The 15,591-nt window shown below is 47.0% G+C and carries 7 protein-coding genes and 2 pseudogenes; all 9 read left to right on the top strand.

The features are described 5' to 3' along the window. Positions 1-7 precede the first annotated feature (7 nt). Complete coding sequence (locus ACYIA1_RS09350; RefSeq protein ID WP_103877861.1) at positions 8-3,265, top strand: fimbrial protein; 3,258 nt, start codon at positions 8-10, stop codon at positions 3,263-3,265. 211 nt (positions 3,266-3,476) lie between these two features. Beyond that, positions 3,477-4,309, top strand: a pseudogene (locus ACYIA1_RS09345) (RteC domain-containing protein). Positions 4,310-5,204: 895 nt separating this feature from the next. After that, positions 5,205-5,621, top strand: coding sequence for a hypothetical protein (locus ACYIA1_RS09340; RefSeq protein WP_074908884.1), 417 nt, complete (start codon positions 5,205-5,207; stop codon positions 5,619-5,621). 408 nt (positions 5,622-6,029) lie between these two features. Then, positions 6,030-6,884, top strand: coding sequence for a helix-turn-helix domain-containing protein (locus ACYIA1_RS09335; protein ID WP_046452333.1), 855 nt, complete (start codon positions 6,030-6,032; stop codon positions 6,882-6,884). 1,727 nt (positions 6,885-8,611) lie between these two features. After that, complete coding sequence (locus ACYIA1_RS09330; protein ID WP_373188497.1) at positions 8,612-9,910, top strand: DUF3575 domain-containing protein; 1,299 nt, start codon at positions 8,612-8,614, stop codon at positions 9,908-9,910. Then, the gene (locus ACYIA1_RS09325; RefSeq protein WP_046452332.1) at positions 9,907-10,851 is read left to right on the top strand and encodes a DUF5119 domain-containing protein; all 945 of its coding nucleotides are present in this window, start codon (positions 9,907-9,909) and stop codon (positions 10,849-10,851) included. The genes ACYIA1_RS09330 and ACYIA1_RS09325 overlap by 4 nt, the downstream gene beginning before the upstream one ends. Positions 10,852-10,917: 66 nt before the next feature. Beyond that, a complete protein-coding gene (locus ACYIA1_RS09320) occupies positions 10,918-12,045 on the top strand; it encodes a fimbrillin family protein (RefSeq protein ID WP_480335097.1) in 1,128 nt (375 codons plus the stop codon). 196 nt (positions 12,046-12,241) lie between these two features. After that, positions 12,242-14,893, top strand: coding sequence for a fimbrillin family protein (locus ACYIA1_RS09315; protein ID WP_259296590.1), 2,652 nt, complete (start codon positions 12,242-12,244; stop codon positions 14,891-14,893). A 422-nt stretch (positions 14,894-15,315) separates the two neighbouring features. After that, positions 15,316-15,559 (top strand): annotated as a pseudogene (locus ACYIA1_RS09310) (chromosome partitioning protein ParB); the annotation flags it as partial. Positions 15,560-15,591 lie beyond the last annotated feature (32 nt).

Genomic DNA, 15,591 nt, shown 5'->3' with positions numbered 1-15,591 from the left:
ATTATATATGAAAGCATATAGGCTGAAAATAACTTGTTTCATTCTTTTGTTACTGCCCGTTCTTACCTGCTGTACGGACGAGGAGCTGCTTCGGGGCAGCGGTGTCCCGGAAGGCGTGCCCACGACGGTAGACATCAGCGTAGGTACGGCAGCCAACAGGTCCAAGACACGTTCGGGCCTGCCGGAAGGCGAGGAGAGAAAGATATACGACCTTTACCTGTGGGTTTTCGATTCCCGCGGCGGCGTGGAGTTCTCCCGGGAGTATCCCCGTGCGGAGCTTTATCAGGCCGCTGCTGCCTTGGAAACGGCAACCGGCGAGAAGGACACGGATGCACCCACGAGCATGGGATTGCTGAAAAACATCCCCATTACCTCGGGAGAGAAGACGCTGGTCCTGCTGGCGAACTATAAATCGGATGGTGACGGGCTGTTTCAGGTAGAGCCCGGGATCCTGGCTGGCGTGTCGTCCCTTTCGGACATTCAGAGGGTCAAGGCGGAGATGACCGCCCGTACCCTGTTCCGACCGAACGGGAACCTGCTGATGTCAGTTACCAAGACGGAGGAGATCAGTCCCGACACCAGGCGTCTCGAGGTCTCCCTGAAACGTGCGGAGGCGAAAATCACGGTCAACCTGAAAACCGGGGAGGGGCTCACGTTCGTGCCCGGGACATGGAGAGTCGGTAACGTGCCGGCTTCGACCTTTGTCACCGAGCATGTTAAGGGCAGTGACGCCGGGGCTCCTTGGGATGCCGGCGGGATGGAGATGGATTCGTACTGGTTGTCCGAATTATTCCAGTTCGAGGGCGACGCTACTACTACTACTACTACGTTTTACCTTCCGGAGAACCGGAAATTGGCAAAAAAAATGATAACTCCCGCCTCTCCCGGTTACAATGCGGAGAGGAAGGGGTATGACCTGCGGCAGAAACAAGTGAAGTCTCCCGTTCCCGATGCTACGGAGAAGCCGAACGTGCAGAACGGAGCTACAGAATACGCTCCGGATCTGGCTCCCTACATCGAGTTCACGGGTGAGTTACGCCAGGATATGACAACCGGTGAAGTCTCAACGGAGCGTTTCGGGAGGGTGACCTACCGCGTTTACTTGGGATACACGGCGGAGAATGATCCGGTCAACGATTATGATATAGAACGTAACGTGCACTATACCTATAACGTGACGATCAAGGGGATGAACGACCTGGTAGTGGAGGCGATGTCCGACAAGGACCGGGAAGAGGAGCCCGCTCCCGGGGTGGAAGGCCTTGTATATGACGCTCACCGCTCCTTCAGTTTTGACTGCCATTATGAACAGGGCCTGATGCGTTTCAACAAGGACGAGCTTGCCATCTTCAATCCGGATGGCAGTTTGAAGGACGACGCGATGATCTCCTTTGCCATACGCACCCCGTTCTGTGACAAGATAGTCTCTTACACGAGGGCGGAGCTGGAACAGCTGGAGGATAACGGATACGTTCCTTCAGGGGAGAAGAAGGCAGACACTGGTTGGCTCGCGTTCTTCATCCACCCGAGCACCCTGTCTGACAATGGAAACGAAACCATGGAATATTACTCCAACACGGGGGTGCATCTGCTTTCGCTGGAACAGTTTCTTTACCGACTTGTCAAAGAGCCCGATTATGTATTTAATGCCTCCACGGGGCTTTGCAAGGTGACGGTTTACGCCAACGAGTATTTCTACGAGCGGAACCCCATGCAGGATGGCGCCCCCGAGGACAAGAACTTGTGGAAAACCTTTGCCAACGCCCCGGATCGGACTTTCGACCTGCTGGTGAACACGTCGCATGAAATCTCCCCCGACGGGCAGTCACGTTATCACCAGGCTGTCGTTTCCATCCGTCAGATGTCCATCAAGACGGTGTTTACGGAGGGACCCGAAGGCATGCGTGTCTGGGGGGTGGAAAACGTGAACGAGACACCGGACCTGGACTTTATGACACCTGCAGTCAGTGAGGCACGCTATTATTATAACAAATATTATTCCAACGGCTGGTCGAATACCTGGAAACTGATCGGAAAGTCGGGATTGATCGGCGGGTTCACGGGGGAAGTCATGAACGACCCGATCAGGAGCAATCATGACCGGTTGTGGCAGGCTATGACGAAAGTGGAGAACGGGAAGTTGACGCTCAACAAGGATTATTACCAAGTCGCTCTGAGAAACTATCACACGGAATACGCCATCTATACTCCGTTTATACGAAACCGGGACAATGACCGTGACGGGAGGATGCAGGCTTCCGAAATGCAGTGGTACATCCCCTCGGTAGCCGAGAGTAACATGCTTCTCGTGGGGGAACGGGCGTTGCCGTTACATTCCAGGCTGCACGGGCACGCCCCCTCGGACAACGCCACTGCATTTTATACATCAAAAGCCTTTATGGGAAGCACGAACATTTCTGGTTTTAGCGCTAACACTTATATCAACATTATGGAGAGTCGTAGCATGACTCCCATGGACAACTTTGATTATTACAAGGGAGGGAACTCACCCGGGGACCGTACCCCCTACTCGGAGGTGAGGCTGATCAGGGATCTGGGGATACTGGAGCCTGGGGGAACAAGCTATCATATAGATGAACTGGACAAAGAGTTGAACACGACTTTAGTCAACAACAGGACGAGAGAGGAATACCTGGTCTTCAGGGCGGATAACCTGCCATATAGTGTGGTCAGATCGGTGAGAGCCATTTACGAGTTACCCGCACACGACGAGCACTCCCAGTCCAATACTATTTACAAGAACGGGTTCGAGGTGGCCAAGTATATTGCCAATAAGACAGATAAGCCCAAGGATTTGAATAATCCCAATAGGGAGAGCGAGTATTACTTCGAGGATTGGAGCACGCTGATGGCGGACATCGAACAGGGAAACAGCCCGTGCGCCTATTATTACCAGGAGGCGGACAAGAGCGATCAGGGAACCTGGCGCGTGCCCAACGAGGTGGAGTTGAAAATCATGTGCGGGAGCCTGTTTGACTGGGATGACCGTGAGAAAAATGAGGTTTACACATTCGGTAATGACCTTCTTTCCCTGAAAACGACAGATACCAAGGTTTACCATTCCCGAACGGGATTCTCCAAGCGAAACATGGACGGGGCAAGATCGTTCAGTGCCGGCTACCAGATGTATTTTGACGGTTATGTCCGATGGGTCACGACCGTGGATACCCAATGGGCGGGTGACAATGACAGGCTTGTGAATAACAGGAAGGGATACGTGCGTTGCGTGAGGGACCTTGAATAGTCTGGTCCCGGGGATTGGGGAAGAAATTTCCCAGTTTTGTAAGTGTGACCGGAGGAAGCCGTATCATGGCTTTTCTCCGGTCTTTTCGATATGAGGAAAAGGTTTTTCATCGTAAAGGGCCGAAAGGAAAAACTGCGACCGAATCAAGCGAAGCATAAAAATAAACCGGGCAGCGTGAAGGCACTCACGTGCCCCATAATTAAGGAATAACATGATAGAAACGTACTTTAACAACTTGATGCAGGAGGTCGAACGTAAGATGGGCATCGAATCTTCCCGTATGGAGGGAGAGCAAGTGATACGGACTTGTCAGGAGATGGTTTCTTTTTGAGGGAGCGATCCCGTGAGTTGAAGGACTATGTCCTGAACCACCCATTCTCCAACGTGGAAGAGGAAATCTGCTTTTTCAAGTATTACAAGCCTGCCCTGACGGGACGCCTGCTGTATTATTACCGGGTATACCAGATCGAGAGCGGTTGTTCATGTTGCCCGGAGATTGCCCGGATGCATTACCGCAAGGCCATGAAAGAATACCAGCGGAAACTGGAACGATACCTTCCCTTTTACCAGTATTACCGGAGCGGGGCGACTTACCGGGACCATTACTATTTCTGCCGTGCCAAAAAGGAGCTGAGCCCGGAAAGCGGAAGTTTTATGCTGGAGGAGGATTCGGTAATGTCAACCGGTTATGACTTGTTGGCCCCAAGACTGATAGCGGCGGAAATGTTACTTGGTTATCTGAACCGGAAAGTGCTGCTGGCAATGGAGGGGGCGTATGCCGTGCAGGAAAAGGAGCACCATTGGACGGACCGGAAGGCGGCTGCCGTGGAACTGATATATGGCATTTGGGCGATGGGTAGCGTGGATAACGGGAGGGTGAGCATTGTCGAGCTCGTGATGCTGTTCGAACAAATGTTCCATATCGACTTGGGAGACGTGTACCACACGTTTATCTCCATGCGTAACCGGAAGAACAGCCGGACAGCTTACCTTGATCAAATGAAGGAACGTTTGTTGAAACGAATGGACGAAACGGACGGATAACCTTTTGTAAAACAAGGAAGGGACTGGCAGGTTCATAGCAAGTTGCCAAATCACCTTCCCCGATACGCCATTTGGTGAAAATACAGTATATAGCCACCGTATATAGCCCGAATAAGGCCCCGCGGCGTTTTTTTATGGAAAAATGTAATATGTTTATGGATACATTTTTTGGTATTTTTTATTTATACAAAAACAATGTTCTGCCTTCCAATGCAGCATCATTCGACAGCTTCCTTACCATCAAGAAAAATTATGCAATGCTCGTACGTTTTGAAACCGTAACTTAGTCACAAAGCAGACTGAAAGGAAGTAAGGAATAGCACTACCATCCAACTAAAGAAGCCATAGCAGCGAAGATGATTCATCACTTCGTCTTGTTCATGTTTGTGCCCTATCAAATTTGTCGATGTTTTTTCAATTGCTCGGTTTGTTTATTGAGCAAGTTGATTATTTCACTCTTCTGCCTGCTTTCTGCTGCGGTACTCAAAATCGCCTATAGAATCGGTCAGGTTTTAGATGAATCTGTCATTCTTCTGCTTGTCCCTGCATCAGCATATAGGGTATTTCATACTGTTGTCCTGTTAATATTGCATGCGTTCAGTTCAAGAGTATGAAAGCATAACAGAGAACCAACATTGCAGGAAGGAGCAATACCAAACCTTTGCCTTGATTGAAATTAGGTAACGGGCTGTTACGCTGATAAGCTCAGCGATGCGAAATATTGTCATTAAGATAGCTATTAGCTGATTCCCTGAAATATCCTTTTTCGACAATGCTTATTTATTTTATAAAAGGAAAAAAGGAAATAAATGGTAAATGATAGAACTAAAATGATAATTGGTTTTTATTACAAATTGCTTTTATTTGCAAAATAATTTGCTATTTTATTAATATTATGAGAACATTTCGTTTAGGGATAGCTGGTGGAAAAGTTTTGTCTCGTGCCTGTTTTTCACTGCTCGTCATCAGTAATATTTACTTTTCTTCTTGTGAGGATGATTTGGATCGGGGGCGTATTTCCGCAAACATATTTTTTACTCCTGAAATACGTGCTTACTGGGATCTATTGATCCGTTCCATGGCCAGCACAGAGGTACCACAGGATAGTGTCGCTTCTTTACAAGGTGGTTATCCTCTCTTTTTATCTTTACACCTTATATACCGCAGTATTACCGTTCCTTCAATAGTCAGAGAGGAGGAGGCAACGGGTCGGAAGACTCGTGTCACGTCTGTAACGACAAACAATATACACGATTATTTTAGGGTACTGGCTTATGCTTACACAAGTAGGTGGAGCGAGAACCAGCCCTGAGCTATTTCTACAATGCTATTGCCAGCAAGTCCCCGGTAGCAACTATACGCTTTCGTCTGAAGCAAGAGTACATAATGAACTGAAACTCTCTTTTGGAGAGTTCATAGTCTTTTGACTAAGGGCGTATAATCCGGGAAAATACAAATTGTATATTTAAAAAAGTATAATGTCTCTGTAGGAAATATTCCTTTTTATATGTGGAATTATTCCACATATGTGTTGTTCTATTCCACATGCAACTCTGTTGTTGTTAGATAATAATTATCTGATTACAAATGTATTACACTCTATTAATCTTTGCGTAACGTTTTGGCATACGTTTTATTCTATGATTTAATGCGGAATAGAAATAGATATTAATTATACAATAAGATATAAATAATAATATTTTATAAATAAAAATATGCTATGTCTCTTTTTTATTTGAATGAACATACGTCCTGTTATAATTATTCAAATTTTATAGAGGAAGGATTTCGCTACTATAAATTTGATAAAGGAATAAACTATGAAGAGCGACTGATAAAAGATTGTATTTTGTTTGTTCTGAAAGGAAATCTGCAGTTCTTGTATAACGAATTTGAGTTCACAGTTTCAGAGGGGAAAATGTTCTTTTGGAGCCGTGATAGCCTCTTCAACATGTATTCGTCGGAAGAAAGTGAAGTTGTTGTCGCCCTATTTGAAGGAGGTATATCGCCCTGCCAAAAAGCTTCTTTTTCAGATCTGTTCCATTTAAAAAAAATTATCAAATATCACATGGAATCTCTTGTAATAAAGGACGAGTTACGAAAATTTCTTGAACTTTTGGTTTGTTATCTGGAAGACGGAGCAAACTGTATACACTTTCATGAGACTAAGCTCAAAGAACTGTTTTGGAACATTCGTTTTTATTATTCTAGGGAGGAACAGGCAAACTTTTTCTACACAATTATCGGTCGATCCCAGGATTTAAGAAATAAGGTTCTGAACAATTACAAAGAATGCAGTACCGTAAAGGAACTAGCATCGTTGTGTGGGCTCTCTCTTCCTGCTTTTAAAAGGCAATTCATTGCGGAATTCGGGGAAACACCGAGCAAATGGATGAAGATGCAATTGTTAGGAGAAATTAAATATAGACTCTCGGTTACAGATTTGTCGTTAGGGAGCATTGCCGATGAATTCGACTTTGCTTCTTTAGCTCATTTTTCCAGATATTGTAAAAGATATCTGGGATGTCCTCCTAAAGAATGGAGAGAACAAATAAATAGACGTACAGAGAACTGATTTTAGGAGAGTTTTCAGATCCTGTTTATATGATGAATCGATTCGGATTGTTCAATGAGATTTCCGACTGTGTTATCCGTACTTTTTCTGCTTTATATGTCTGTTTTTTATATGTTATGTAATGCTACTTATGAAAAAGTTTTTTAGTTAGGTCTGAATCGTAGTTTCTCTGATGCACAAAATAAATTTTTGACTTTATGCTTGATAGTCAGAGTAAGATTTTGTTTAGATGTTCTGTCTTTTATCTTTTATAGTCACAAAAAGTTTCATTATTCATCAAATTGTCAGAGGCTTGTATTTTCATCGGGTTCGTATGAAACTAAATCCGATTCTATTATGAAAATACAATTATCTTTATAGGCAATCGTCTTGTTTATGGGGTTTACTGCGCAGGTTCAGGAATCAAATGAACATTAGATTTAAGTAGCTGAAAACATCCGAAGTGGAAATCGTACCGAACAAAATCCATTATCTCATTGAGATTCGAGAATATTCCGGAAGAGAGTTTGGCGGGAAATCTAAATCGGAAAAATATTGTACCAAAGTAGCATTGAGCCGAATTGAACAAGGTTTGATACAAACGCTAAACGAAGGGGATCCCGAAGGATACCATCCAGACACAAGAATGCGGTGACTTTTGGCGGTGACTGAAGCAAGACTTTTTAGTGGCTAAGAGTTTGACATTACACTGACAGATTTCAATCAGATAGATGAAGTACTCAAGCTGATAGACACGAAAGGGATCAACATCATGTGCATAGGTGATAAAAACAAAGCTATGTCGATGTACCACCCAAAAGGGAAGATCGAAGCATTAAAGGCGGCGTACCTGAAAGCGCTTTAGCTAATAGAGGCATTGGTCAATAAATTAGGACATGTGAGATGCATTGTGAAAGAAAAGCGCAGTATCATTTTCCCTTTTGCACAAAGCAATGTCAATGTCTCATCCTCCGATGCGGCATCGTTGGGCAATTTTCGTATTATTAAGGAGAGCTCCTCAATACTTGTGCGTTTTGAGATGTAGATTAGCCATAAAGTATCTCAAAAGACGTGGACGAATAGTGTTGTCGCCTAACTAAATCAGCCGAAACGGGGAATATGGTTCATTACTTCAGCTTTTCCTGTCCATGGCGCACCTACCGACTTCCTTTTTCAACCGCTCGCCTGTTCATTGGTCAGCCTTGCACGTTCCAACACTCCCCCTATTTCCTGCTACAGTACTCAAAATCGATCATAGAATCGGTCCGGTTCCGGATAAAGCCGTTATCCCTCTGTCGGTTGAATTTGGTTTCCAGTTTATCTTAGGTTTCTTCCTCTACTTTTCCCCGCATCAACCAATAACAGTATTTCATAGCGTTGTCTTGCAATTGCTGCATGCATTCAGTCAAACAAATATTAAAACAACAGGAAACGAAACAGTGATCTAACAGACGCCAAAGAACAATCCCCAGCCGATATCTTTCGTTGTCAATTGGAATCAGTTTAGTTTGCTTTGGATATATAGATAAAAAGGAGTAATCTTGAGTGTAAATGGTAAATAATAGAGCCGAAATGACAATATATGTCTGACTTTAATTATTTTTCTTTGCGCTGTAATTTTTGACACAAATCATAAATAATTATTAAGCCGTAGTATTCCATGAAAACATTTTACAAATTAAACTTTTTATCTCTTTTTTCCTGTCTTATCAGCTTCTCTTTGATTATAATAAATAATTAAAATAAATATGAGATTTTTTTTATTTTTCTGTTTTTTGTCCTGCTCTATCTGGAAGATGGATGCGGCAGTTTACGGAAGTGATACGTTGCGTTGCCGTATCTGCTTTCCTGTGGGCAGTTCCGTTGTGGATCTTTCCTATGGGGAGAACGGTTCGCGCCTGGATGCCTTTGTGGCAGGGATTCATGCCCGGCAAGCAACAGCCGTGCTGTGCCGTTTGAGTCTGCATTCCGGTGCCTCTCCCGAAGGGGGCTTGACCTTTAACCGACGTCTGTCAGATAAACGGCTCGCCTCTTTCCGTTCCATTCTTCAGGAGCGTCTTTTCTTGCCGGATTCGGTATTTACAACCGTCTCTTTGGGGGAGGATTGGGAGGGCTTAACCTCTCTTGTCGAGGAATCGGATATGCCCTGTCGGGAGGAAGTGTTGCGTATCCTTCGCAATACCCCTGTATGGGTGACCCGTAACGGTGTTGTCGTGGATTCCCGCAAACGGCAGTTGATGAATTTAAGGGGCGGACAGGCATGGCGATACATGCATGCACATTTTTTCCCCGAGCTCCGCAACACTTCGGTGGTCGAATGCGAATTTGCTCCTGTTGGGATGGAAAAAGAGCTAGCCCCCCCGGTGGGAGCAACGGAAGGCCAACCGGCTGATACGGTAATTGTTCGTGATACGGTTGAGAGGGTGATTGTTTTTCGTGATACGGTCCAACTCCCCGTCCCTGTTGCCGGACCTTCCAAACCGTTCTACATGGGGCTCAAGACGAACCTTGTCTATGACGCCCTGCTTGTGCCGAACATCGGCGTGGAGTTCGCTCTTGGCAAGGGATGGACACTGGGGGGCAACTGGATGTACGGCTGGTGGAAAAATGACAGGCGCCACCGTTACTGGCGGGTGTACGGCGGGGAAGTCGGCCTGCGCAAATATTTCGGTCAGCGTGCATCCGATAAACCACTGACCGGCCACCACGTCGGTGTTTACGGCCAGCTGTTAACCTATGATTTCGAATTCGGGGGGCGCGGTTATATGGGTGGCCGTCCCGGAGGGACATTGTGGGATAAGGCCCATTACGGTGTCGGTTTTGAATATGGCTATTCCCTGCCCGTGGCCAGAAGGCTGAACCTTGATTTCTCACTGGGCCTGGGATATTTGGGCGGAACATGTTACGAGTATGTTCCGGTTGATGCCTGCTACGTTTGGGAGAAAACGAGGACACGGCAGTGGGTGGGCCCGACCAAAGCGGAGATCTCGCTGGTATGGTTATTGGGCCGGGGCAATTACAATCAGGAGAAAGGAGGTAAACAATGAACAAGATGACTTATATCCTGCAAGCGTTCCTCATTTTAGCGGTTCTGGTATTCAGTTCATGCGAGCATAAGGAACTGTGTGATGACCATTCCCATACAGCCGGGCTGCACGTGGTTTTCGACTGGGTGCACGCACCCGATGCCAAACCGGAGACCATGCGCCTGTACCTGTTCCCTTTGGATGGCGGCAAGGCGCAGGCCTACGAATTCACGGATTACCGGGGAGGATATATTAACGTACCGGCAGGCCGTTATAGGGCCTTGTGTGTCAATTCGGACACGGAGTCCGTTCTTTACCGCAACATAGACCTCTTTGACAGCTTTGAGGCTTACGCTCCGGACGGCGCTCTGGCAGTAGGTTCATCAACCTCGGTTCCCCGGGCAGAAGGCACGTGGGACGAACGCATTGCCAGGTCTCCGGACCGGCTATACAGCGATCGCCTGGACGATCTGGCCATTGAAATATCCAAGGAAGAGCAGACGGTAACCCTTTATCCGGAACTTTCGGTGTGCCGTTACCGGGTGGAGATCCGGAACGTGTCTAACCTGAAGTATCTTTCTCCGGAGGGTCTTTCCGGATCCTTATCGGGCCTGTCGGGAGGATTTCGGGTCGGTCGGAACGAACTTACGCCGGATCCGGCGACCGTTCCATTCGAGGTGGTTTCCGACGGGATCTCCACGCTAACGGCGGAATTTCTGGCTTTCGGCCAAGTGGGGATGGGAGAACCGGCGCACAAGCTGGTGATTTACGCTATCATGGCTGACGGCAGCAAGAATTATTACACCTTTGACGTCAGCAAACAGGTTGACGAAGCGGCCGATCCGCGGGATGTCTACATCTTATTGGATGGTCTCTCCCTGCCGAAGCCGATCGTAAATGGTGGAGGATTCCACCCTTCGGTCGATGAATGGCAGAATATAGACGTGGATGTTATAATGTGATGTAAAATGTGTATTTATTGATATAGAATCTTCGAAATTTTATTCATTAAACCTTTTTAATTTTTTATGAAAAAGTATTTTTTATTTTCGGCTATGGCTGCTGTAGCCTTAGCCTCGTGTACCAACGACGATGTTGTTGACGTGAACAAAGGAGGAGGTATTTCTTTCCGCGCGTCTTTGGATAAGGCGCGTACCAAGGCGGTAACAAGCTTGAGCAATCTGAATGCGTTCAATGTGACAGCCATTGGTAATAGCAGCAATTATTTCACGGGTCTGGGCGTTACATCCTCGGATAATGGGGCTACCTGGACAACCGCTTCCACTTATTATTGGCCGGGTTATGAGCTCGCCTTTTTCGCATATGCGCCCCAAACTCCCGGTGGTACAGTAGGGATAAGCGGTACGGAAAAGAAAATATCCGACTTTTCTCCCGCGCAGGATGTCTCAGCGCAAAACGACCTTGTCATCGCTTACAATACGGGAACCAAAGCCGCTAATGAAGGATCGGGAGTGCCGTTGAATTTCAAGCATGCCCTTTCTCAGATCGAAGTACAGGCTAAATGTTCCAATGAAAAGATCAAAATTGAGATTTTAGGGGTCCGGATGGTGAATGCGGCGACAAAGGCGGACTTCACATTCCCGGAAGCAGAAACTACATCAGCATATGTTTTAGCACAATCTCAATGGGCTGGTTGGTCAGGAGCAGATGGAGGCCACGCGACAGCTTATTATATCAAGGGAGAGCAACCTGTAACACTGACGGATAATGCCCAATCCATCATGTTCGGGGATGACAATTTCATGCTTTTGCCGCAACAGTTGACGGCATGGGATGGCACTGCTTCTCAAACCGGAGCTTACTTGTCCGTACTTTGCCGTATTTACAGCGTGGTTGGCGGCAATGAAATATTATTGTATCCACAACCGACAGATACGGATAACAAGGATGGAAAATATGCATTCTCCGCAGTGAGCATTGATACGAATTGGGAACCGGGCAAGAAATACACCTATACGCTGAACTTCTGTGACAACGGAGGAGGAGCCGGCAAGGGGGATCCTGATCCGGATCCGGATGAACCGGTAGATCCCGATCCGGGTGTAGATCCCGGCGAACCGATCTTAGGGCCTATCACATTCACTGTAACGGTTGACGAATGGAGTGACCAGCCCGCTGTAAATGTTGGGATGTAATTAGATTTTTTTGTTTCATTTCAAGATGAATTGATGTTTTCAGGCCGGATTGGATTGGACGAGGATTGCTCTTGATATAGAGGGTAAGTGAAGGGTGCCGCCGTATATCTTTCACCCTGTCCGTTCCTTTTCCGGATATCTTACGAGATAATTATTTTCGATGTTTATATTATTGATACACATTTTTTAATGTTATATGCATATGAGACGATTTATATTTCTTTCTGGCAGAGCAGACCTTTCGCGTCTGCTGCCTTTCGTCTTTGTCGCCGGTATTTTTTGTCTTTCCTCCTGTGAGGATGATCTGGAACGTGACAAAACTTCCACAAGTATCTCTTTTACCCCTGTAATACAATCCAGCTGGGATCCACTGGCACGTTCCATGACCGGTACAGACATGCCGCGGGGCAGTGTCTCTCCCTTACAAGGCGGCCGCACGCCCCTTTACCTGCACACCTTATACACCGACAGCATCGCCGTTTCTTCCTTCTCCAAAGGTAAGGATGCCGCTGTCCGGATGACCCGCGCCGCGCGAGTGAGTGCAGAGAATATGTACGATCATTTCGGGGTATCGGCCTACGCCTACACGGGGGACTGGGACGAGAGCCGGACGACACCCAACTATTTCTACAACGCCACAGCCAGCAAGTCCGGCAGCGACTATACACTATCTTCCGCCTATTATTGGCCGGGAGCTTCCTACAAGATGAGGTTCTTCGCCTATGCACCCAAAGGGAACGCCCGGTACGTGTTTTCCGGGCAAGGGCAGGCCGGCTCCCCCCGTATCAGCGTGACCGTGCCGGAAGAGGTGAGCCAACAGGAGGACCTGCTGGTAGCCCGGTCATCCGAGCTCGGGGGAAACAGCAACACGGCCGTTGCGCTGACCTTCAACCATGCCCTGACCGCCGTCAGATTCGTGTGCGGGAATGATATGCGGGGAGGTACCGTAAAGAGCGTCAGTTTGAAAAACGTTTATTCCAAAGGGACTTATAACATGGGCACACAGTCATGGAGCAATGTAGGGAGTCCCGCCACCTTCTCACAGACATTGGATAAAGTGACGACAGGAACAGCTGACGAGGCGCTCACGAGTGAGGCGCAGACCTTTATGATGCTGCCCCAGCAGCTTCCTGAGGACGCGCAGATAGAAGTCTTATTCACAGACGACACCCATACGGACCACACTTTAACAGCCGATATAAAAGGAAGTGAGTGGCCGATGGGCAAGACTGTCACCTACAAAATATCCAGTAGTTCCCTCAACTGGACTTACACGCTTGATGTCACTGCCCTGGCCGATTTTACATATGCCGGTGGTACACAGCAATATCGTGTTACCAGTTACAGGCAAAACGCCCAGGGGGAAAAAGAGGCTGCCGAATGGACCGCACAATATGCAGAAGACGGAACCACGTGGACAGACACCAAACCGGGGTGGCTTACCACATTCACGGCATCCGGTACCGGCGGCGACTCGGCGCAACCTTGTGATGCGACGGTCGAGGCGCAGACCGGAATATCAAATGATTTCCATACGGCTGCCTTGAAAGCGGCCACGGCCAAGGGTTCTGAAACCACACCGTACAACCTTTCCAGCAGCACCGGGGGGAGCAGCGTTGAGAACACGGCCAACTGTTACGTGGTCAGCGCTCCCGGTCACTATTCTTTGCCGCTGGTATATGGCAATGCGATCAAGAACGCGGCCACGAACGTTTCGGCGTATACCTCCACGGCAACAGGGACCAATATCCTGAATCCTTTCATCAACCATGCCGGGAACGGGATCACGGATCCATACATCGCTAATAATAATGGATGTACGCCGGCCAAGGCCGAACTGGTCTGGCAGGATGCGATGAACCTGGTTACGGATATAGAATACAATGCCGGTTCCAATGGCGGCAATATCTCTTTCAAAGTGGACCGTTCTTCTATCCGGCAAGGCAATGCCGTCATTGCGATCAAGGATGCGAGTGATGCCATCCTCTGGTCCTGGCATGTCTGGGTCACGGACGAAGATATCAACGATGTGATTGAGATAACCAACCATCAAAACGTAAAATACAATTTTATGCCCGTTAATCTGGGGCAGTGCGACGGCAATACCATTACCTATGCCGAACGGAGTTGCAAGGTAAAATTCACTGCCGGAGACCAGAGTAAGGAAATAACCATCAAGCAGTTGGCGAACGTAATCGCTACCGGAGACAACCATCCTTATTATGAATGGGGGCGTAAAGATCCGTTCTATCCTTCGAACGGAATGGATAACACAACCAAAACCTGGTATGACAAGGAGGGAATACCATCTACGGACAATCCTGCGAAGGCAAATCTTTCTACAGGTGCAGCTTGTATCAAGAATTATATCCTTAAACCCAATGTGATGCATGCTACAAATACGGCGGACAAATTATTCCTGAATCTGTGGTCTGCGAATAATAGCTCAGTTTCATTCTCTGATCCATCTGTTACTATCAAGACTATTTACGATCCGTGTCCTGTTGGTTTTAGACTCCCTGTTTCCAACTGTTTTTCTGGATTTACTACAACAGGAGAGTCTGTAGAATCTACATCTGAAATTAATGGTTTTTATGATGATAATAGAATCGGTTGGTGTCTATACACGGATGCAACAAGAAGTCGTACCATCTTTTTTCCGTCCACTGGATGGCGTAATTATGTCACTAGCGCAGTCAAAGGAGTCAATGTTTGGGGTTACTATTGGTATGGAATTCCATACGATATGCAGGATGCTCAAGGAATGGATATAGGCAAAGAGTACTTAAGGAATCGGAATAAGACCCATCGGGCATTTGCAGGAAGTATCCGTCCTTGCAGCGATTAAAGAGAGAAAAATGGGTGAAAGAAGGGATATGTTTGGTTGATGTTATTTCCCGAGGGTTCTCAAAGCAGCCTTCGGGGAATATATGTCTATGACAAGAATAGAGAGGCAGGGCAGGAAGTTTATAAAGATATTATAAAATGTAAGCCTATGAAATTTACAGTACGCATATTAGAAGGCAATTCTTCCGAACTCTATCAGGTCGTGGGACATTTAGTGTTTAGCTAGGCATACCTGAGGGCGAATAATATCTACCCTTACAAATCCTTTTGGAGGTTTTCATGGCGTGTCCTATATCAGGGAGAAAAGGTGATGGCATTCATGTCTGTGGAAAGAAAGACTGGCGGAGGTGACAAAATAGACAATTATTGTGTTTCTTCCGTCAGGGAGAGGAACGGTCCTTATTAAAGCTCCTGACAAGTGTTGTTGCTGTCGTCCGTAAGGACCTTGCTGAACGATGGCTTCTACTATACGTCATAACCGTGCCCGCGGGATGCACAAGATTGAGCTTATACACGGCTGGTAAGGGAACTTACGTGATCGGGAATGTCGGACATGTGGATACGCAGGAACTCAGGCATGGACAAGGATGAGTTGCTTCGTTTGAAACAGGTATTGGGATTGGCGGAACTGTTTGCCGATAAAGAGTTCCGAATGGCTGTGGAATAAGCAATCTTACACAGGTATTGGAAATGTGTAGC

The sequence above is a fragment of the Parabacteroides sp. KHUB-02 genome (assembly GCF_056640955.1).
The sequence above is the reverse complement of the archived record's forward strand: the minus strand, read 5'-3'. Positions and strand labels throughout refer to the sequence as shown.